This is a genomic window from Methylobacterium sp. TK26 (assembly GCF_055361565.1).
Genome location: NZ_CM143965.1, coordinates 2,599,906 through 2,618,230, shown reverse-complemented (window position 1 = coordinate 2,618,230; position 18,325 = coordinate 2,599,906). Strand labels below are relative to the sequence as shown.

The window sequence follows — 18,325 nt, the reverse complement described above, 5'->3', positions numbered from 1 at the left end:
TGATGGACCGCAGGACCTTCCTGAAGACTTCCGCCGCCCTCGGCGCCGCCGGCCTCGCGGCTCCCCGTCTCGCCACCCCGGCCCTGGCACAGAACGCCAAGGTCCTGCGCTTCGTGCCGCAATCCAACCTCGCCAACTTCGATCCGGTCTGGGGCACCCAGTACGTGGTGCGGAATGCCGGCGCGATGGTCTGGGACATGCTCTACGGCGTCGATGCCAACCTGAAGCCGCAGCGGCAGATGGTCGGCTCGGAGGAGATGAGCCCCGACGGCCTCACCTGGACCTTCAAGCTCCGCCCCGGCCTGAAATTCCACGACGGCGAGCCGGTCCTCGCCAAGGACGTGGTGGCGAGCCTTAACCGCTGGATGGCGCGCGATCCGATCGGCGTGATGATCAAGGCCATCCAGGACGAGCTGGCGGCGGTGGACGACACCACCTTCCGCTGGCGCCTGAGGAAGCCCTTTCCGAAGCTGCTCTTCGCGCTCGGCAAGACCAACGTCCCCGGCGCGTTCATCATGCCGGAGCGGATCGCCAAGACCGACCCGTTCACGCAGATCACCGAATATGTCGGCTCCGGGCCGATGAAGTTCCTGAAGAACGAGTGGGTGCCCGGCGCGCGGGCCGCCTTCGAGACCTTCAAGGACTACAAGCCCCGCGACGAGCCGGCCTCCTGGCTCGCGGGCGGCAAGCGGATGCTGATCGACCGGGTGGAATGGGTCATCATGCCCGACGCCGCCACGGCCTCGGCGGCGCTCCAGAACGGCGAGGTCGATTGGTGGGAGAACCCGATCCCCGACCTCGTCCCGCTCCTGCGCAAGAACAAGGACATCCGCGTCGACATCGCCGACCCGCTGGGAAATGTCGGCTCGTTCCGGATGAACCATCTGCTCCCGCCCTTCGACAATCCGAAGATCCGGCAGGCCGTCCTCGTGGGCATGAACCAGGAGGATTACATGCGCGCCATCGTCGGCGACGACGAGGCCCTGTGGAAGCCGCTGCCCGGCTTCTTCACCCCCGGCACGCCCCTCTACAGCGAGGCCGGCGGCGCGAAGGTCGGCAAGGGCGACATCGAGACCGCCAAGAAGATGCTCAAGGAGGCGGGCTACAAGGGTGAGAAGGTGGTCTGCGTCGTGGCGCAGGATCAGCCGATCACCAAGGCGCAGGGCGACATCACCGCCGACCTCCTGAAGCAGATCGGCTTCAACGTCGATTTCGTGGCCACCGATTGGGGCACGGTGGGCACCCGCCGCGCCTCCAAGGCGCCCATCGCGCAGGGCGGATGGAACATGTTCCATACGTGGCACGCGGGCGCGGACGCCATCAACCCGGCGGGCTACCCGGCGGTGCGGGCCAACGGCGACAAGGCGTGGTTCGGCTGGCCGACCGTCCCGGGAGTGGAATCGGGCATCGCCGAATGGTTCGATGCGCCGGACGAGGCGTCCGAGAAGGCGGCCATCGACAAGACCAACGCCGCCGCCCTCGACGGCGTGGTCTACGCGCCGACCGGCTTCTTCCTCGGCTACCAGGCGTGGCGCAAGAATGTCGAGGGCATCGTGAAGGGGCCGCTCCCCTTCGTCTGGGGCGTCTCGAAGGCCTGAGGTTCCGATGCTCGGCTATATCAGCAGGCGGGTCCTCGCCACGATTCCGGTGATGGCGGTGGTGGGGCTGTTCGTCTTCAGCCTCCTCTACCTCTCCCCCGGCGACCCGGCCGCCATCATCGCGGGCGATCAGGCGACGCCTGCGGATATCGAGCGCATCCGCGCCTCGCTCGGGCTCGACCGGCCCTTCCTCGTCCGCTTCGGCGAGTGGGCGTGGCGGATCCTCCACGGGGATCTCGGGATCTCGATCTTCACCAACCTGCCCGTCACCACCATGATCGGGCAGCGGGTCGAGCCCACGGTCTCGCTGATGTGCGTCACGCTGGTCTTCGCCATCGTCGTGGCGGTGCCGCTGGGCGTGCTGGCGGCCTGGAAGGCGGGGAGCCTCATCGACCGCATGGTGATGGGCCTCGCGGTGGCCGGCTTCTCGGTGCCGGTCTTCGTGGTGGGCTACATCCTGGCCTACGTCTTCGCCCTGCAGCTCAACTGGCTGCCGGTGCAGGGCTACACGCCCCTGTCGCAGGGCCTGTGGCCTTGGCTCTCGAACCTGATCCTGCCGTCGGTGACGCTCGGCCTCGTCTACATCGCCCTCATCGCGCGGGTGACGCGGGCGACCATGCTCGACGTGCTGAGCCAGGATTACGTGCGCACCGCCCGCGCCAAGGGCCTCGCCCAGCACAACGTGCTGTTCGTCCATGCCCTGAAGAACGCGGCGGTGCCGATCGTCACTGTGATCGGCATCGGCATCGCCCTGCTCATCGGCGGCGCGGTGGTGACGGAGACCGTCTTCGCCATCCCCGGCCTCGGGCGGCTGACGGTGGATGCGATCCTGCGGCGCGACTACCCGGTCATCCAGGGCGTCGTGCTGTTGTTCAGCTTCATCTACGTGCTGGTCAATCTCGCCATCGACCTGTTCTACACGATACTCGATCCGAGGATCCGCTATTGAGCGCGACGATCGTTCCCCACATGGACGCCGCCGCCCCGGCCGTGGCCGCTCCGCTCCCCGACGTCATCCCCCCGCGTAAGGCGCGGGGGCCGGTTTGGCGGTTCGTCCGCCGCTACCCGACGGTGGTGGTGGGTGGGGTCATCCTGACCCTCATCCTCCTCGCCGCGCTGCTGGCACCCTGGCTCGGCACGGTCGATCCGACCGCGCTCGCCCCGGCCAAGCGCACGCGCCTGCCCTCGGCGCAATACTGGTTCGGCACCGACATGCTCGGCCGGGACATCTACTCCCGCGTCATCTACGGGGCGCGGGTCTCGCTGCTCGTCGGCTTCTCGGTGGCGGTGCTGGCCTCCATCGGCGGCCTCGCCATCGGCCTCGTCTCCGGGATGGTGCGCTGGCTCGACGGCATCGTCATGCGCATCGTGGACGGCATGATGTCGATCCCGCCGATCCTGCTCGCCATCGCCCTCATGGCGCTGACGCGGGGCTCGGTGCAGAACGTCATCATCGCCATCACCATCGCGGAGATTCCCCGCGTCGCCCGCCTCGTGCGCGGCGTGGTGCTGTCCCTGCGCGAGCAGCCCTATGTCGAGGCGGCGGTGACGACCGGCACGCGGATGCCGGCGATCATCTGGCGGCACATCCTGCCCAACACCCTGGCGCCGATGACGGTGCAGGCGACCTACATCTGCGCCTCGGCGATGATCACGGAAGCGATCCTCTCCTTCATCGGCGCGGGCGTGCCGCCCTCGGTGCCGACCTGGGGGAACATCATGGCCGAGGGCCGGGCCCTCTGGCAGGTGAAGTTCTACATCATCCTGTTCCCGGCCATCGCCCTGTCCCTCACCGTGCTGGCGGTGAACCTCGTCGGCGACGGGCTGCGCGATGCCCTCGACCCCCGCATGGCCAAGGAAGTGTGAGGTGCAGCGCATGAACGAGGCACCGCTCCTCTCCATCGAGAACCTTCAGGTCCATTTCCGCACCCCCGACGGGGTGAACCGGGCGGTGGACGGCGTGTCCTTCGCCATCGGCGCGGGCGAGACGCTGGCCATCGTGGGTGAATCCGGCTGCGGCAAGTCCGTGACCTCGATGTCCATCCTGCGGCTCCTGCCGGAGCCTCCGGCGGCCATCGCGGGGGCGATCCGCTTCCAGGGCACGAACCTGCTCGACCTCTCCGACAAGGAGATGCGCAAGATCCGCGGCAACGACATCAGCGTGATCTTCCAGGAGCCGATGACGAGCCTGAACCCCGTCCTCACGGTCGGGCGGCAGATCGGCGAGACCCTGCGCCTGCACCAGGGTCTCAGCCGGGCGCAGACGGAGGAGCGGGCGGTGGAGATGCTGACGCTGGTCGGCATCCCCGAGCCGAAGCGGCGGGTGCGGGAATATCCGCACCAGCTTTCCGGCGGCATGCGGCAGCGGGTGATGATCGCCATCGCGCTCGCCTGCTCACCGAAGCTCCTCATCGCCGACGAACCGACCACGGCCCTCGACGTGACGATCCAGGCGCAGATCCTCGACCTGATGCGCGACCTGAAGCGCCGGGTCGGCGCGGCGATCATGCTCATCACCCACGATCTCGGGGTGGTGGCCGAGGTCGCGGACCGGGTGGTCGTCATGTATGCGGGCCGCAAGGTGGAGGAGGCGGCGGTGACGGACCTGTTCCGCAATCCGCGCCATCCCTACACGCGCGGCCTGATGGGGGCGGTGCCCCGCCTCGGCTCCGCCGAGCACGGCGAGACCGGGCGCCTCGCCGAGATCCCCGGCATGGTGCCGAGCCTGAAGACCCGCATCGAGGGCTGCGTCTTCGCCGGGCGCTGCCCGCAGGTCGCGGAGATCTGCCGAACGGCGGCCCCCGCCCTCGAACGCAAGGGGCCGGCGCATCTCGCCGCCTGTCATTTCGCGCCGAAGGACGCGCTCGCGGCATGAGCGGCACCCCTCAGACCCTGCTGGAGGTCAACGACCTCAAGAAGCATTTCGCCCTCGGCGGCGGCCTGTTCGGCCGCGACAAGAAGGTGCTCAAGGCGGTGGACGGCCTGTCCTTCACCGTGGCGCGGGGGGAGACCCTCTCGCTCGTGGGTGAATCCGGCTGCGGCAAGTCGACGGTCGCCAAGGCGCTGATGCGCCTCTACCGGCCCACGGCGGGGCAGGTCGTCCTCGGCGGCACGCGGATCGACGAGATGTCGGACGGGGCGCTGCGGCCCCTGCGCCGCCGCATCCAGATGGTGTTCCAGGACCCGTTCTCGTCCCTCAACCCGCGCATGCGGGTGCGGGCGATCCTGTCCGAGCCGATCCGCAATTTCGGCCTCGCCCGGAACAGGGCGGACATGGAAAGCCGCCTCGCGGCCCTGATGGAGCGGGTCGGCCTGCCGCGCGAGGCGCTGGGGCGTTACCCGCACGAGTTCTCCGGCGGCCAGCGTCAGCGCATCGGCATCGCCCGCGCGCTGGCGGCCGAGCCGGACCTCATCATCTGCGATGAGGCGGTCTCGGCGCTCGACGTCTCGGTGAAGGCGCAGATCGTCAACCTGCTCGGCGACTTGCAGCGCGAGCTCAACCTCGCCCTGCTGTTCATCTCGCACGACCTCGCCATCGTGGAGCACATGACCCACCGGGTGGCGGTGATGTATCTTGGCAAGATCGTCGAGATCGGGCCGCGCCGGGAACTCTTCACGGCGCCGAAGCACCCCTACACGCAGGCGCTGCTCTCGGCGGTGCCCGTGCCGGAGCCGGGGGCGGCGCGCACCCGCATCGTCCTCAAGGGCGATGTGCCGAGCCCCATCGCCCCGCCGCCCGGGTGCCGCTTCCACACCCGTTGTCCCTACGCCTTCGACCGCTGCCGCACGGAGGTGCCCACGCTCGACCCCGTGGGCCGCGGCCACTTCGCCGCCTGCCACCTCAACGAGGCGTCAGGCGGGGAGGCGAGGGGTCACTTGTCGCCTTCGATGGCGCTGAGCGGCGTCCAGTAGCACTTGCTCCCGCCCTCCTTGGGGAGGAGGCAGGCATAGCCCATCGTGCGGTTCTGCATCGTCACCTCCTCGCCGGTCTTCCAGTTCCGGCACTCGCCCGAGGCGAGGCTCGCCTGCAGGAGCTGGCCGAAGCCGCCCTCGTCGCCCGCCTGGACGAGCTGGAACAGGCGCTCGGTCACTTCCTGCGCGTGGCAGCCGAAGCGGTTCTTGGTGATCGTCTCGGCCTGGGCGGCGCCGTAGCCCGCGCCGAGGAGGACGAGGGCGAGAGCCGAAGCTCGGCCGAGGGCGGTCTTCTTCACGGAACGGTCTCCTCCGGTTGTTTCAACCTGCGTGTGCAGGGCGATCTGGTCGGAAATCGGAACGGGAGAAAAGTGGCCGATGGGCGCGGCGCCCTGGCGTCCTCCGGCGGACCCATTATGTCCTTGCCCGATGACGCACGTTCTCCAAGTCGCCGCGCCGGAGAAGCGCCGGATTCCCTCTGTCGAGAGGCTGCTCGCCCACCCGGAGGGGCAATCCCTCGCCGAATCCTTCGGACGTAGCGCCGTGACGGATGCGATTCGGGGCGAACTCGCGCGGATCCGCTCCGGCGAGGCCTCGGCGGGGGACGAGGCGGCGATCCTCGCCCGCTGCGGCGAGGCGCTGGCGGCCGAGCGGCGACCGTCCCTGCGGCCGGTCTTCAACCTGACCGGCACGGTGCTGCACACCAATCTCGGCCGCGCCCTGCTGCCGCGCTCGGCGGCGGAGGCCGTCACGGCGGTGATGGTTCAGGCGACGAACCTCGAATTCGACCTCGCCACCGGGCAGCGGGGGGAGCGCGACGACCATATCGAGCGGCTGATCTGCCGGATCACCGGGGCCGAGGCGGCCATCGTCGTGAACAACAACGCCGCCGCCGTGCTGCTGGTGCTGAACGCGCTCGCGATGCGCAAGGAGGTGGTGGTCTCGCGCGGCGAACTCGTGGAGATCGGCGGGTCCTTCCGCGTGCCGGACGTGATGGTCCGCGCCGGCTGCAAGCTGCGGGAGGTCGGCACCACCAACCGCACGCATCTGCGCGACTTCGCGGAGGCGATGGGCCCCGCCACCGGCCTCGCGATGAAGGTGCATCCGAGCAACTACGCCATCAGCGGGTTCACCGCCCAGCCCGATCCGGACGCGCTCCACGCCCTGTGCCGCGAGCGCGGCGTGCCGCTGGCGGAGGATCTCGGCAGCGGAAGCCTGATCGACCTCGCCGCCTACGGCCTCCCCCCGGAGCCGACCGTGAGCGCAGCCCTGTCGCGGGCCGATGTCGTGACCTTCAGCGGCGACAAGCTCCTCGGCGCGGTGCAATGCGGGATCGTCGCCGGGCGGAAGGATCTCCTCGCGCGCATCCGCAAGAGCCCGCTCAAGCGCGCCCTGCGGGTCGACAAGATGACCTACGCGGCCCTGGAGGCGGTGCTGCGCCTCTACCTCCACCCGGAGCGGCTGCGCGAGGAATTGCCGACCCTGCGCCTGCTCACCCGGGAGCGGGCGGACATCGCCGCGCAGGCCGAACGCCTCGCCCCCGAGGTCGCGGAGCGTCTGAAGGGCCGCGCCGGCGTGGCGGTCGCGGAGACGATGAGCCAGATCGGCTCCGGCGCCCTGCCGGTCGAAACCCTGCCCAGCGCCGCCCTGGTCCTGACGCCGGAGGCGGAGGGCCGCTCGCGCGGCACGGGAGGCCGCTGCCGCCGCCTCGCCGAGAGACTACGCGGCGCGCCCGTACCGATCATCGGACGGATCAAGGATGATACAGTCCTGCTCGATCTACGCACCCTGGAGGACGAACGGGGCTTCCTGGATAGCCTTGCGGCGTTGTAGGCCTGATATCTGCACCTTCCGCGAATGATGCGGTGCGAAATCTCTCATGCGTCCGGCCCACGCATGCGATTTCCCGGCAATGTGCTAAAGCTGTCGATGCAGTCGGCGCGACGCCGGGCGGAACGGCCGACGTAGAGTATTGGACGAGCGTTCACGATGGCGGACACGGCAGAGACGATCGACCATCCGTCCGTCGCGGAGTCGCTGCGCCTCGACAACCAGCTTTGCTACGCGCTCTACGCTGCCGCGCACCGGATGACGAAGTCGTACCGGCCGCTGCTCGAACGGCTGGGCCTCACCTACCCGCAATATCTCGTGCTCCTCGTCCTGTGGGAGCAGGACGGCGTGACCGTCTCCGAGATCGGCCGGCGCCTGCGCCTCGATTCCGGGACGCTCACCCCCGTGCTCAAGCGCCTCGAAAGCGCGGGCTTCCTGCGGCGCACCCGGCGGCAGAGCGACGAGCGCGAGGTCGAGATCGGCCTGACGGATCAGGGCCGGGAGCTGCGGGTGGAGGCCGCCACCGTGCGCGAGACGGTGATGTGCCAGCTCGAAATGAGCGAGCCCGAGATCCGCAACCTGCGCCGGGACCTCAATCTGGTGATCGACCGCCTCGGCGCGCCCGAGTGAGCCTCACCGCCGCAGGCGGTTGCCGAGGACGAAGCCGAACAGACCCATCAGGATGATCCCGACCGCGCCTTCGAGGCCGACGAGGAGGTTGGTGACGCGGCCCGTGGGCTTCAGGCCGATCTCCGGCGGGTTCGCCGTCATCATGTTGAGGGCGCTGTAGCTCATGAGGTCGAGGGGGTTGTAGGTCGGCCCGGCCTCGGGACCTTCGAGGATGATGAGCCCGCCGGTCATTCCGTAGAGCACGGCGAAGACGCCGATCAGCAGGACGAAGGCGCGGGCGATGCGCGACAGGCTCTCGCCGTAATCGCACAGCCATTCCACGAAGCGGTCGGCGATCCAGCGATAGCCGTGGCGGGTCACGCCTCGCCAGTTCCGCGCGGCCCAGGACGCCTTGGCCTGCGCGCCGGCATGGTGGCGGCCCATCCGGCGGCCGCGTTTGTAGGCCCAACTCGCCCCGTCCTGATCGCCGATACTCTTCCAGTTCTGTTCGAGGGCGAGGTAGCTCGCCTGGGCGGCGGCAAAGTCGCCCGCCACCTCCTCGCCCACGGCGCCGCCAAGCTGCTCGACATGCATCCGGGTGCCGTTGAGCCACGCGCCGGAAAACCGGGCGTGCGTCAGCCGGCAGGTCGCGAGGTTGAGGCGAACGAGGTTCGTGTCCGACAGGTCGGTGCCGGAGAAATCGGCCCCGTCGAGCTTCGCCCCGGTGAAGGATGCCCCGCGCAGGCGCGATCCCGTCAGCACCGCCTTCGTCAGGCTGGCGCCCTCGAAATCCGCATGGGTCAGGTTGGCGTCCTTGAGCTTGGCCTCGTCGAGCCGCGCGTCGCGGAACACGGTGTCGTCCGCGTCTGCCCCGGTGAAATCGGTGCCCCACAGGTCGGCGCGGGTGAAGTCGGCCCCGTCCAGCAGCGCCTCGGAGAAGTCGGCGAAGCGCATCGCCGCACCGCCGAAGCGCGCATCCTCCAGCATCGCCTGCGACAGGCTGATCTGCCCGGCGACGACATGGGTGAAATCCGCGCCGGAGAGGTCACTTTCGGTAAGGTCCGCCTCTTCGAGGATCGCCCCGGTGAAGCGCGCCGAGCGCCCGACCGCCCCGGCGAGCTTCGCCCGGCGCAGGTTCGCGCCGCTGAGATCGGCATCGTCCAGCCGCGCCCGCGAAAGGTCAGCGCCCGTGAGCGCGAGGCCGCCGCTCTCGGCGTCGCGCCAGGGGGCGTCGTCACCCTGCGCGGACAGCGCATCGCGGCCGCAATCGAGGCGCGCGAGATCGAGGCCCGGCGCGGCGAGGGGTTCGGTGCGGCCCAGCCGGTCGAGGAAATCGCGCATCCGCTGATCCGGCACGGGGGCGCCCGCGACCTGTGTCGTGTCGTTCATGGCCGATCCATGCCGGAGGCCGGCGCCGGGCGCCAGCCTCCCGGCCTGCGGCGCTCACGCTTCTGCGATCACCTTCACGGCAATCGACTTGGCGGCGGGCGTCTTGCTCTGGGCATCGTAGTGCCAGAGGGGGATCAGCACGTTCATCTCGGGGTAGTAGCCGCCGCAATTCCCCTCCGGGATGTCGTAGGCCACGACCCTCAGGCCCCCGAGCCGCCGGTTCACCCCGTCGTCGCTCACCGTCTCGACGGCGGCTTTCTCCCCATCCCGCAGGCCGAGGCGGGCGATGTCCGCGCGGTTCATGAACAGCACGTCGCGGGTGCCGTCGATGCCCCGGAAGCGGTCGTGGTAGCCGTAGATCGTGGTGTTGAACTGGTCGTTCGACCGCAGGGTGATGAGGTCGAGGATATCGCCGCTGCGCTCGGGGAGATCCGGGTCGGCCTCCAGGCCGCCGGGCACCACGAAATTCGCCTTGCCGTTCTCGGTTTCCCAGCGCCGCTCGCGGGCGGGGAGGGGCTTGGCGAGGCCGCCCGGATCGAACATCCGCCCGTTCAGGTCGTGGAAGACGGTGGGATAGGTCGCCTCGATGGCCTTGCGCACGAGGGAGTAGTCGCCGACCCAGGCGTTCCAGTCGATGCGCGGGTTCGGCGGCAGGGTCGCCTTGGCGATCCCGGCGATGATGGCGGGCTCGGACCGCAGTTGCGGGCTCACCGGATCGGCGGCGCCCTTCGAACCGTGGAAGCGCGCGGTGGAATCCTCCATCGAGACCGCCTGCGGCCCGGTGGCCTGCCGGTCGATCTCGATCCGGCCGAGGCAGGGCAGGAGGTAGGCGACCTCGCCGTTCACGAGGTGGGAGCGGTTGAGCTTGGTCGCGACCTGCACCGTCAGGCGCTGCTTGCGCCACGCCGGCTCCATCACGCCCGTATCCGGCACCGCCCGCAGGAAGTTGCCGCCGAGCCCGATGAAGGCGCGGACGCTGCCGTCGAGGACGCCCTCGCAGGCTTCCACCGTGTTGAGGCCCTTCTCCTGCGGCGGCTCGAAATTGTAGAGCTCGCGCAGCTTGTCGTTGGGCGCCAGTTCCGGCTTCTCGGTGATGCCGACCGTCCGCTGGCCCTGGACGTTCGAATGGCCGCGCACCGGGCAGATGCCGGCGCCGGGCTTGCCGATGTTGCCGCGCAGCAGGAGCAGGTTGGCGAGCATGCGCACCGTCTCGGTGCCCCGCCGATGCTGGGTCAGCCCCATCCCGTAGATGCCGATCGTCGCCTTCGCGCGGGCATAGACCGTGGCGGCGCCCTCCAGGGCGGTGCGGCTGAGGCCGGAGCGCTTTTCCAGCGCGGGCCATTCCTGCTCATCGCAGAATTGCTCGAACGCCTCCAAACCGTGCGTGTGCTCAGCGATGAAGGCGTGATCGAGAACCCCCGGCTTCCCGGCGGCCCGCGCGTGACGGTCGGCGGCGAACAGCGCCTTGCACAGGCCGGTGATGGCGGCGAGGTCCCCGCCCGCCTTCACCTGATGGTACTGGGTCGAGATTTGCGTCGAGGACCGCGTCAGCATCTCCACGGGGGATTGCGGATCGGTGAAGCGCTCCAGGCCCCGCTCCTTGAGCGGGTTGAAGGTGATGATCGAGGCGCCGCGCTTGCGGGCTTCCTGCAGCGGATGGAGCATCCGCGGCGAGTTCGAGCCGACATTCTGCCCGAAGAAGAAGAGCAGGTCGGTTTCCTCGAAATCCTCCAGTCGCACCGTGCCGACCGGCGAGCCGATGGATTGCGGCAGCGCCACCGAGGTCGGCTCGTGGCACATGTTCGAGGAATCGGGGAGGTTGTTGTTGCCGTAGAGCCGGGCGAGCAGCGCCCACATGTAGCTCGATTCCAGCGAGGCCCGGCCGGAGGCGTAGAACACCACCGATTTCGGTTCGAGCGCCTTCAGCTCGCGGCCGATCTCGGCATAGGCGTCCTCCCAGGTGCAGGGGCGGTAGCGGTCGGTGGCCGGATCGTAGCGCATCGGGTGCGTGAGGCGCCCGGCTTCCTCGAGGGCGTAATCGCTCCACGTCAGAAGCTCGCTCACCGTATGCGCGGCGAAGAGGTCGGGGGTCGCGCGGCGGCGGGTCTGCTCCCAGGCCGTCGCCTTCGCGCCGTTCTCGCAATACTCGAAGGCCAGCGGCTTGGCCGGCTTCGCCCAGGCGCAGGACGTACACATGAAGCCGCCGGGCTTGTTCTGCTTGGTGAGCAGCGCCGTGCCGGTGATCGGCACGCCTTCCCGGGTCAGGATCTCGAGGAGCGAGCGCGCCGAGCCCCACCCGCCGGCAGGCCCGTCGTAGGGTTCGATTGTGACCTTCCGGGCCCGGTCGTCCTGGCTGCCTGCTTGGTCCATGACCGTCTCCCGCCACACCATCGTTGCTGCGTGAACGCGGCAGACGCCGTAACGATCAAAGTCAGACGGCCGCAGGGATCAGGACACGGCGGCGAGCTTGTCGGCCATGGTCTGCACCTTGTCCCGCCGGGTCGAGAAGATCAGCGTGAAGAACGTCCGCTGCACGCCGAGCTCGGCGAGCCGCGCTTCGCATCTCTCGGCGAGCGCGCAGATGTCGGAGAGTTCGCCGTCGATGTTGGTGCCGTTCGGATGCATCGTGGCATCGAGCCCGCTCGCCTCGATGATCGCTTTGATTTCGCGGACATAGGGCGACACCGACGGGCCGACACCCATCGGCACGATGCACAGGTCGGCTGACACCTTCATGGGCGGATCCTCGGCTTCCTCACGCGCGCACCAAGCCTATACGCGAAGGCAGGCGCCATCCAACTGAGGTTGACCCAGTAGGAACCACGAGGCGTTCAGACATTCCATGTCGGCGTGCAAGCCGAGGCACGACCCACGCATTGTCCGGGTTCCGGTCACAGGGCGAAGAAACCGATACTTGCGATGACCATGATCGCGGTGGCCAGCCAGCCGCCGACGCGCATCGGCGTCGAGAGACTGAGCCGCCCCATGAGGCGGCCATTGCTGGCGACGAGCATCAGCGCGGCCATGACCGGCGCCGCGAGGATGCCGTTGACCACGGCGGCCCAGTACAGCGCCTTGACCGGATCGAGCGCGGTGAAGTTCAGGGCGACACCGGCCAGGGTCGCCACCGAGAGCGTCGCGTAGAAGGCCTTGGCCTGCCGCAGACGGCGGTCGAGGCCCTCGCTCCACTGGAAGGTCTCCGCGAGGGCGTAGGCGGCCGATCCGGCCAGGACCGGCACCGCCAGAAGTCCCGTCCCGAGAATGCCGAGGGCGAACAGCGCGAAGGTGAAGACGCCGGCGATCGGCCGCAAGGCTTCGGCGGCCTGGGCCGAGGTCTGGATGTCCGTGACCCCGTTCGCGTGCAGCGTCGCGGCGGTGGCGAAGATGATGAAGATGGCCACGACGTTCGAGACACCCATCCCGACCACCGTGTCGGTGCGGATGCGCGCGAATTGCGGGCCGGCCTCCCGGGGCGTGCGGCAGAGCGGACGGACACCGCGTCTGTTCAGGTCCTCGACCTCCAGCGCCGACTGCCAGAAGAACAGGTAAGGGCTGATCGTGGTCCCGAGGACCGCCACCATGGCCGTCGCGCTGACGGCATCGAAGCGCAGGTGCGGGACGAGGGTTGCGAACAGGGCCTCGTCCCACGGCACGTGCACGGTGAACACCACGGCGACATACGCGAAGAGGGTCAGCGTCAGCCATTTGAGGACGCCCGCATAGGGGGCGTAGGGGATGAAGATCTCCGCGACGACACACAGGATGCCGAAGCCGATGGTGTAGAGCTTGGGATTGCCGCCCAGCAGAAGGGTGAGCGCGGCGCCCATGGCGCCGAGGTCCGCGCCGAGATTGACGACGTTGGCCACGAGCAGCAGCAGCACGATGGAGCGCACGAGCCAGGGCGGATAGTGGCGCCGCAAGTTCGCCGCGATGCCGCGGCCGGTCACGCAGCCGATGCGGCCGCTAATCTCCTGGATCACGATCATGAAGGGCAGGCTGAACAGCATGGTCCAGGCGAGCCCGTAGCCGAACTGCGCACCGACCTGAGAGTAGGTGGCAATGCCGCTCGGGTCGTCGTCAGCGGCCCCGGTGATGAGGCCGGGCCCGAGCCGGCGGAGCATGCCGATGGCGGACGGTGACGTGCGAGGCGCTTCGCTGGATGAAGTCCTCATCCGGCCGGCCGGATGAGTTGGGTCCTGAGCGGAACCGGGGAGGCCGGCTAGTCCGTCGGGTGTGTCCGGAGAATGTCCGGGCGGTTCAGTGACGGACCCTGTGTCACCCGCATTCGGGCAGCGCCTTTGCAGATCGGGGATGAGGGACATCGGTTCCGGGTTTCAGTCGCCTTGAGAGTTTGCTCGCGGGGAGATCGAAGACGGCCGTCGCCGGGCAGGCCCTTCGGCTCGCGATAGCTTCGCCGACGGTTCATGCGAAACATAATCCCGGATGCGACGAACTTACGCTCTCTCCGATGATTGTTGCATCGAAATGGGCGCCATCATCGTCATCGCCGCCTCAGCGGGGGGCCTCGATCCGCTCCGACGGATCGTTTCAGTGCTGCCGTCCAGCCTCCGCGCCTCCGTGTTCGTGGTCCAGCACATCGGGGCGAACCCAAGTCGTCTCCCCGATCTCCTCAGCGCATGGGGCAGTCTCCCGGCAGCCTTCGCCCGGCACGGACAGGCGATCGAGCGCGGCCGCATCTACATCGCGCCGCCCGACCGTCACATGCGGTTGCAAGGTGGCGTGATCCGGCTGGATCACGGCCCGAAGGTTCATTTCACCCGCCCGGCTGCCGATCCGCTCTTCGTCTCGGCGGCCGTCGCCTACGGCGAGCGCGTCGTCGGGATCGTGCTCAGCGGCGGCAATAGCGACGGGGCCGAGGGCATACGCGCCATCACGGCACGCGGTGGCCTTGGCCTCGTGCAAGATCTCGCCGAGGCCGAATACCCCGAGATGCCCATGGCCGCGCTCAGGCTCGATCACCCGGAGGCACCCCTCCCAATCGCCCGACTGGCCGAGCGGATCGTCGCGCACTGCTTGTCCAGCGATTGACGGTGTCGCCAAGGCGGACCCCCACGTCCCCAAACGGACATCAGTGGGACAGCAGGCAGCAGACGGGCGCCTGCTCCAGCAGATCCCGCGTGACCCCGCCGAAGAACCATTCGCGCATGCGGCTGTAGCCGTAGGCGCCCGTCACGATCAGGTCGGCGTCGAAGTCGAGCGCAGCCTTTCGCACGTCCTCTGCGATCGGCCAGCCCGAGGGCTTGGACACGTGCGCCGTCGCGTTGACGTCGTGCAGCGCCAGGTAGCGCACGACGTCCTCGACCTCGGCACGATCCTCCCCGTCCGAGACGCGGAACACCTGAACCTCCTGGGCGCGCCTGAGCAGCGGCATGGCGTCCGACACGACCCGGCGTGTCTGGGGGGTGTTCTTCCAGCCGACCAGCACGCGCCGCCCCTCCAGGTGCTCGATGCCGGGCGGGACCACGAGGACGGGTTTGCCCAGTCCCATCAGGACGTCGCCGGCATCGACGGCCATGCCGACCGTCACCCCCTCGTCATCCGCGTAGCGGGCGACCACGACGAGGTCCGCGACCCGCGACTGGCTTTCGATGAACAGGACCGGGGAAACGAGGTCCGAGCGCCAGACGACCCGGTCGTTCAGGCAGGAGGCATGGCGGAACACCTGCTCGACGCCCGCGAGCCGGTTCAGCGCCGCCTGACGGATCTGTTCGATGACCATGCCCATCGGCACGGCGGTCTCGCCGTAGCCGCGTGGGTAGTCCGGCATGCACGCGGCGGCCCCGACGAGGCGCGCGCCGAGACGGTGCGCGAGATCGGCGGCGAGACGCACCCGCGCCGGGGCGTGCAGGCCGTCATCGACCGCGACCATGATACTGGCATACGACATGGTGACCTCCCAAGAACCGGGATTCCCAAGGGCGACGTTGCGGGCATCCCGACGGTGCGGCCTTGATCTGCCTCAAGCCCGCCGGGCCCGGCCGTGAAACCCTCGTAGAACCGGCGGCCGGGTCGACGCGGGACACGGGATGCGTCCCGGCTGTCAGGCGTGGACCTCGGCGATGATGCAGCCGGGATCGACCACCTCGTTGATGGGCGCCAGAACCGCCAGACGGCCCTCGGCGGGGGACGCGATGTCGTGCAGGGCCTCGCCGATGCGCACGGCGGCGACGGCTTCCCCCACCCGGACACGCGCCCCGTCAGGGACGAGCCATCGCTCCAGGACGCCCTCGGGAAACATGCCCGTGGACCAGAGGTCTTCGGCTACGTGGATGTCGGCCATGATCGCCTCCCGTGACTGGGCACTGGCCCAGGAACACCGGGGAAGGAGAGACCGGCGGGTGAGGGGCCGCGTTGATCTGGATCACTCGATGCGGCCGGGACGGCCTTTGCGCTGAATCAATGTCCCAAGGTCTGCGGCGCCTAGCGTCGCCTCTCGCCGGGCATGGCCGGTCCTCATCCGAGGAGACCGAGATGAACGACAGGCTGATCCGCCAGAACGTCATCGACGAGCTCGACTTCGAGCCGAGCATCGATGCGGCGCATATCGGCGTCGCGGTCGACAAGGGCCTCGTCACTCTGACCGGACATGTCGGGACCTGCGCGCAGCGGGTCGCCGCCGAGAAGGCAGTCCGGACGGTGCGCGGCGTGGTCGCCGGCATCATCGACAAGGTCGAGGTGAGCCCCAAGGCGAGCGTGTCTGAGATTCGGGCGAAGATCATGGCCGCGCTCAAGCGCAACGCCAAGTTGGAGGCGGACGCGAAGATCACGCTGGAGGGCAAGGTGAACGCTTGGCACGAACGCGGGCTGGCCGAGAACGCCGCGTGGTCGGCGCCGGGAGTGCGCGTCGTCGACGACCGGCTGACCCTGGCTTGAGGCGCGACGGCGAGGGCGGCGATCGCCCCCCGCGGTCCCGCGCCCGCTCCTTAAGGAGATCCTCGATGATCCTCACGAACATCATGGTCGCGGTCGACCTCGGCGAGCCGGCGCATGACCGCGTCCGCTTGGCCGCACGTCTCGCCGACGACTTCCACGCCCGCCTCATCGGCGTCGCGGCCGAGATGCCGGATTACAGCTGGGCTCCAGCCGGCCCGACGCCGGGCGGGGTCTACGGCGCCCCCTCGATCCGGGAAGAGGTGCTGAAGGATCTCACACGGGCCCATACGCGCTTCAGGGATGCCGCGGGGGCGTGCGACCGGATCGAATGGCGCTCGACCCTCGACTTCCCGCTCCCCTTCCTGATCGCGCAGGCCGCCGCCGCCGACTTGGTGGTCGTCGGGGGCAGAGGCGGCGGCGCCTCGGCCCTGGCGGTCGATCCGGGCGATGCCCTGATGAGCCTGGGCAGGCCGGTGCTCGTCGTCCCTCCGGGGATCGACCATGTGGGCGCCCAGCGCATCGTGGTCGGCTGGAAGGACACCCGTGAGGCACGCCGCGCCGTGAGCGACTCCCTGCCGTTCCTGAAGCGGGCGGCCGAGGTGATCATCGTCTCCGTCGAGGACACGGCGGGCGGCGACGGGCAGGACACCCTTCGCCTGCTTCAGGCTCACAGCGTCCACGCCATCCGCGTCCGTCGCGATGCCCAGGGCGCATCCGTCGCCCGGGCGCTGGTCGAGGCGGCCGCCGAACACGGCGCGGATCTGATCGTCACGGGTGGGTACGGTCACGGCCGGCTGCGGGAATGGACCTTCGGCGGCGTCTCGCGCGACCTGCTGGCCGGCGCCCCCATCTGCTGCCTGATGAGCCACTGATATGGGCCGGCGGCCGTGCCGCCATTCTGCCGTTCGGCCGTCCTGGCGCCTGCCTTCTCAGCGTTCCAGCGATTTCAGGTAGGCGATCAGGGCTTCGGCCTGATCGGGGTCGAAACGGAACTCGGGCATGCTCGGGTGGCCGGTGCGGATGCCCTCGGCCAGGGCTTCGCTGAGGTCTTCCACCGGGTAGCGCGTGTGCAACTCGCGGAAGGGCGGTGCGTCACGCAGCGGGCTCGCCCCGGCACGCCCGATGGCGTGGCAGCGGGCACAGTTGGTCCTGGCAAGGGTCTCGCCTTCCTTGACCTGCCGGTCCCAGGCACCGGCGGACCCGGTGGCGATCAGGATGGACAGCAGCGCGAGGGCGCTCGCGGGCGCGGGGGTGGCCGGGCGCATCAATGGCTCATCAGGCAGCAGACGGTGGTCGTTTGCAGGATGTCGCGGGTGGCGCCGCCGAAGACCCACTCGCGCAGTCGGCTATGTCCGTAGGCGCCCATCACGATGAGGTCCGCGTCCTCCCGTTGGGCGAACCGGAGGATCTCGTCCGCGGCGCCGATCTCCGGCTTGCGCAGCAGGTGCGTCGTGGCTTCGATCCCGTGCCCGGCCAGGTACTCGGCCGCGCCCTCGGCGCCCGCGTGCTGCGCGTCCGGCCCCACCGCCACCACGCAGACCTGCTCGGCATGGCCCAGGAACGGGAGAGCGTCCTGGAGGACGCGGCGTGCCTCGGGCGTGTCCTTCCAGGCGACCACGACCCGCTTGGCCGAAAGGTGCTCGATGCCCGGCGGGACGACGAGCACCGGACGTCCCACCTGCATCAGGAGCGCGCCGGTAGGCACTGCCATCGGGCCGGGATCACCGTCCGCCGGACCCTGCCGGCCGACGACCACGAGGTCGGCGATGCGCGCCTGCGACCCGAGGTAGGTCAGCGGGCCGGTGGGGGCGGAGCGCCAGTCCGTCCGGGGCGCCTGCCCGGCCCGGCGCTCGAACAGCGCCTTGGCCGCCGCGAGCTGTTCGTCCGTCAGGCGCTCCTCGATGGCCCAGACGCGTTCGACTTCCAGCATGTCGCCGACCGGCATGGGGCCGAGGACCGGGCGTGCGGCGACGCCGGTCAGCTTGGCCCCGAACCGCTCCGCGAGGCCCGCCGCCAGCCGGACGCGGTCCGAGGCTGCTGCCCCCAGGTCGACCGAGACCATGATGTTCGAGATCCGCATGACCGCCTCCGAT

19 protein-coding genes are annotated in these 18,325 nt (G+C 69.5%); 10 read left to right on the top strand and 9 right to left on the bottom strand.

From position 1 onward, the window contains the following. Positions 1-2 precede the first annotated feature (2 nt). From ACXJ1Y_RS12635 to ACXJ1Y_RS12615, 5 genes are read left to right on the top strand one after another with little or no spacing between them, the layout of a single operon-like run. Positions 3-1,598 (top strand): ABC transporter substrate-binding protein, encoded by a 1,596-nt coding sequence (locus ACXJ1Y_RS12635; protein ID WP_463846607.1) that lies wholly within the window; start codon positions 3-5, stop codon positions 1,596-1,598. A 7-nt stretch (positions 1,599-1,605) separates the two neighbouring features. Then, entirely contained in the window at positions 1,606-2,547 is a 942-nt protein-coding gene (locus ACXJ1Y_RS12630; protein WP_463846606.1) for an ABC transporter permease, read from the top strand. A gap of 20 nt (positions 2,548-2,567) precedes the next feature. Then, on the top strand, positions 2,568-3,464 hold the full coding sequence (locus ACXJ1Y_RS12625; protein ID WP_463850109.1) for an ABC transporter permease: 897 nt from the start codon (positions 2,568-2,570) through the stop codon (positions 3,462-3,464). Between the two features lie 10 nt (positions 3,465-3,474). Further along, entirely contained in the window at positions 3,475-4,473 is a 999-nt protein-coding gene (locus ACXJ1Y_RS12620) for an ABC transporter ATP-binding protein (protein WP_463846605.1), read from the top strand. Then, entirely contained in the window at positions 4,470-5,510 is a 1,041-nt protein-coding gene (locus ACXJ1Y_RS12615; RefSeq protein WP_463846604.1) for an ABC transporter ATP-binding protein, read from the top strand. Before ACXJ1Y_RS12620 ends, ACXJ1Y_RS12615 begins: the two co-directional genes overlap by 4 nt. Here the strand turns inward: ACXJ1Y_RS12615 and ACXJ1Y_RS12610 are convergent. Continuing rightward, complete coding sequence (locus ACXJ1Y_RS12610; protein WP_463846603.1) at positions 5,471-5,809, bottom strand: hypothetical protein; 339 nt, start codon at positions 5,807-5,809, stop codon at positions 5,471-5,473. The genes ACXJ1Y_RS12615 and ACXJ1Y_RS12610 overlap by 40 nt on opposite strands. Before the next feature lie 130 nt (positions 5,810-5,939). Between ACXJ1Y_RS12610 and selA the strand changes: the two genes are divergently transcribed. Both selA and ACXJ1Y_RS12600 read left to right on the top strand, forming a co-directional pair. Next, positions 5,940-7,343: an L-seryl-tRNA(Sec) selenium transferase gene (gene selA, locus ACXJ1Y_RS12605; protein WP_463846602.1), complete on the top strand. Its 1,404-nt coding sequence runs from the start codon at positions 5,940-5,942 to the stop codon at positions 7,341-7,343. 156 nt (positions 7,344-7,499) lie between these two features. Continuing rightward, positions 7,500-7,970: a MarR family winged helix-turn-helix transcriptional regulator gene (locus ACXJ1Y_RS12600; RefSeq protein ID WP_463846601.1), complete on the top strand. Its 471-nt coding sequence runs from the start codon at positions 7,500-7,502 to the stop codon at positions 7,968-7,970. A gap of 3 nt (positions 7,971-7,973) precedes the next feature. Here ACXJ1Y_RS12600 and ACXJ1Y_RS12595 read toward each other — a convergent pair whose 3' ends face one another. The 4 genes from ACXJ1Y_RS12595 to ACXJ1Y_RS12580 form a co-directional block, all read right to left on the bottom strand. Then, positions 7,974-9,338: a pentapeptide repeat-containing protein gene (locus ACXJ1Y_RS12595; RefSeq protein WP_463846600.1), complete on the bottom strand. Its 1,365-nt coding sequence runs from the start codon at positions 9,336-9,338 to the stop codon at positions 7,974-7,976. A 54-nt stretch (positions 9,339-9,392) separates the two neighbouring features. Then, positions 9,393-11,708 carry an FdhF/YdeP family oxidoreductase gene (locus tag ACXJ1Y_RS12590; protein ID WP_463846599.1) on the bottom strand — a complete coding sequence of 772 codons (2,316 nt, stop codon included), beginning with the start codon at positions 11,706-11,708 and terminating at the stop codon, positions 9,393-9,395. A 78-nt stretch (positions 11,709-11,786) separates the two neighbouring features. Continuing rightward, positions 11,787-12,074 carry an MTH1187 family thiamine-binding protein gene (locus tag ACXJ1Y_RS12585; RefSeq protein WP_463846598.1) on the bottom strand — a complete coding sequence of 96 codons (288 nt, stop codon included), beginning with the start codon at positions 12,072-12,074 and terminating at the stop codon, positions 11,787-11,789. Positions 12,075-12,229: 155 nt separating this feature from the next. Further along, entirely contained in the window at positions 12,230-13,459 is a 1,230-nt protein-coding gene (locus ACXJ1Y_RS12580; RefSeq protein ID WP_463846597.1) for an NRAMP family divalent metal transporter, read from the bottom strand. A 364-nt stretch (positions 13,460-13,823) separates the two neighbouring features. On the opposite strand from ACXJ1Y_RS12580, the gene ACXJ1Y_RS12575 reads away from it, so the two are divergent. After that, entirely contained in the window at positions 13,824-14,387 is a 564-nt protein-coding gene (locus tag ACXJ1Y_RS12575) for a chemotaxis protein CheB (RefSeq protein ID WP_463846596.1), read from the top strand. Between the two features lie 40 nt (positions 14,388-14,427). On the opposite strand, the gene ACXJ1Y_RS12570 is transcribed toward ACXJ1Y_RS12575, so the two are convergent. Together ACXJ1Y_RS12570 and ACXJ1Y_RS12565 are read right to left on the bottom strand one after the other, a co-directional pair. Then, positions 14,428-15,246 (bottom strand): universal stress protein, encoded by an 819-nt coding sequence (locus ACXJ1Y_RS12570; RefSeq protein ID WP_463846595.1) that lies wholly within the window; start codon positions 15,244-15,246, stop codon positions 14,428-14,430. Positions 15,247-15,399: 153 nt separating this feature from the next. Next, complete coding sequence (locus ACXJ1Y_RS12565; RefSeq protein WP_463846594.1) at positions 15,400-15,639, bottom strand: biotin attachment protein; 240 nt, start codon at positions 15,637-15,639, stop codon at positions 15,400-15,402. Positions 15,640-15,830: 191 nt separating this feature from the next. Here ACXJ1Y_RS12565 and ACXJ1Y_RS12560 point away from each other — a divergent pair, with 191 nt between their 5' ends. Together ACXJ1Y_RS12560 and ACXJ1Y_RS12555 are read left to right on the top strand one after the other, a co-directional pair. Beyond that, entirely contained in the window at positions 15,831-16,232 is a 402-nt protein-coding gene (locus ACXJ1Y_RS12560; RefSeq protein WP_463846593.1) for a BON domain-containing protein, read from the top strand. Between the two features lie 65 nt (positions 16,233-16,297). Beyond that, positions 16,298-17,104: a universal stress protein gene (locus ACXJ1Y_RS12555; protein WP_463846592.1), complete on the top strand. Its 807-nt coding sequence runs from the start codon at positions 16,298-16,300 to the stop codon at positions 17,102-17,104. A gap of 57 nt (positions 17,105-17,161) precedes the next feature. Here ACXJ1Y_RS12555 and ACXJ1Y_RS12550 read toward each other — a convergent pair whose 3' ends face one another. Together ACXJ1Y_RS12550 and ACXJ1Y_RS12545 are read right to left on the bottom strand one after the other, a co-directional pair. Further along, on the bottom strand, positions 17,162-17,497 hold the full coding sequence (locus ACXJ1Y_RS12550) for a c-type cytochrome (RefSeq protein ID WP_463846591.1): 336 nt from the start codon (positions 17,495-17,497) through the stop codon (positions 17,162-17,164). Beyond that, positions 17,497-18,312 carry a universal stress protein gene (locus ACXJ1Y_RS12545; RefSeq protein ID WP_463846590.1) on the bottom strand — a complete coding sequence of 272 codons (816 nt, stop codon included), beginning with the start codon at positions 18,310-18,312 and terminating at the stop codon, positions 17,497-17,499. Before ACXJ1Y_RS12545 ends, ACXJ1Y_RS12550 begins: the two co-directional genes overlap by 1 nt. Positions 18,313-18,325 lie beyond the last annotated feature (13 nt).

Coding starts and splice junctions, on each gene's coding strand:
- ACXJ1Y_RS12635 (WP_463846607.1), top strand. CDS start 3: ATGGACCGCAGGACCTTCCTGAAGACTTCCGCCGCCCTCGGCGCCGCC.
- ACXJ1Y_RS12630 (WP_463846606.1), top strand. CDS start 1,606: ATGCTCGGCTATATCAGCAGGCGGGTCCTCGCCACGATTCCGGTGATG.
- ACXJ1Y_RS12625 (WP_463850109.1), top strand. CDS start 2,568: ATGGACGCCGCCGCCCCGGCCGTGGCCGCTCCGCTCCCCGACGTCATC.
- ACXJ1Y_RS12620 (WP_463846605.1), top strand. CDS start 3,475: ATGAACGAGGCACCGCTCCTCTCCATCGAGAACCTTCAGGTCCATTTC.
- ACXJ1Y_RS12615 (WP_463846604.1), top strand. CDS start 4,470: ATGAGCGGCACCCCTCAGACCCTGCTGGAGGTCAACGACCTCAAGAAG.
- selA (WP_463846602.1), top strand. CDS start 5,940: ATGACGCACGTTCTCCAAGTCGCCGCGCCGGAGAAGCGCCGGATTCCC.
- ACXJ1Y_RS12600 (WP_463846601.1), top strand. CDS start 7,500: ATGGCGGACACGGCAGAGACGATCGACCATCCGTCCGTCGCGGAGTCG.
- ACXJ1Y_RS12595 (WP_463846600.1), bottom strand. CDS start 9,338: ATGAACGACACGACACAGGTCGCGGGCGCCCCCGTGCCGGATCAGCGG.
- ACXJ1Y_RS12590 (WP_463846599.1), bottom strand. CDS start 11,708: ATGGACCAAGCAGGCAGCCAGGACGACCGGGCCCGGAAGGTCACAATC.
- ACXJ1Y_RS12585 (WP_463846598.1), bottom strand. CDS start 12,074: ATGAAGGTGTCAGCCGACCTGTGCATCGTGCCGATGGGTGTCGGCCCG.
- ACXJ1Y_RS12580 (WP_463846597.1), bottom strand. CDS start 13,459: ATGCTCCGCCGGCTCGGGCCCGGCCTCATCACCGGGGCCGCTGACGAC.
- ACXJ1Y_RS12575 (WP_463846596.1), top strand. CDS start 13,824: ATGGGCGCCATCATCGTCATCGCCGCCTCAGCGGGGGGCCTCGATCCG.
- ACXJ1Y_RS12570 (WP_463846595.1), bottom strand. CDS start 15,246: ATGTCGTATGCCAGTATCATGGTCGCGGTCGATGACGGCCTGCACGCC.
- ACXJ1Y_RS12565 (WP_463846594.1), bottom strand. CDS start 15,639: ATGGCCGACATCCACGTAGCCGAAGACCTCTGGTCCACGGGCATGTTT.
- ACXJ1Y_RS12560 (WP_463846593.1), top strand. CDS start 15,831: ATGAACGACAGGCTGATCCGCCAGAACGTCATCGACGAGCTCGACTTC.
- ACXJ1Y_RS12555 (WP_463846592.1), top strand. CDS start 16,298: ATGATCCTCACGAACATCATGGTCGCGGTCGACCTCGGCGAGCCGGCG.
- ACXJ1Y_RS12550 (WP_463846591.1), bottom strand. CDS start 17,497: ATGCGCCCGGCCACCCCCGCGCCCGCGAGCGCCCTCGCGCTGCTGTCC.
- ACXJ1Y_RS12545 (WP_463846590.1), bottom strand. CDS start 18,312: ATGCGGATCTCGAACATCATGGTCTCGGTCGACCTGGGGGCAGCAGCC.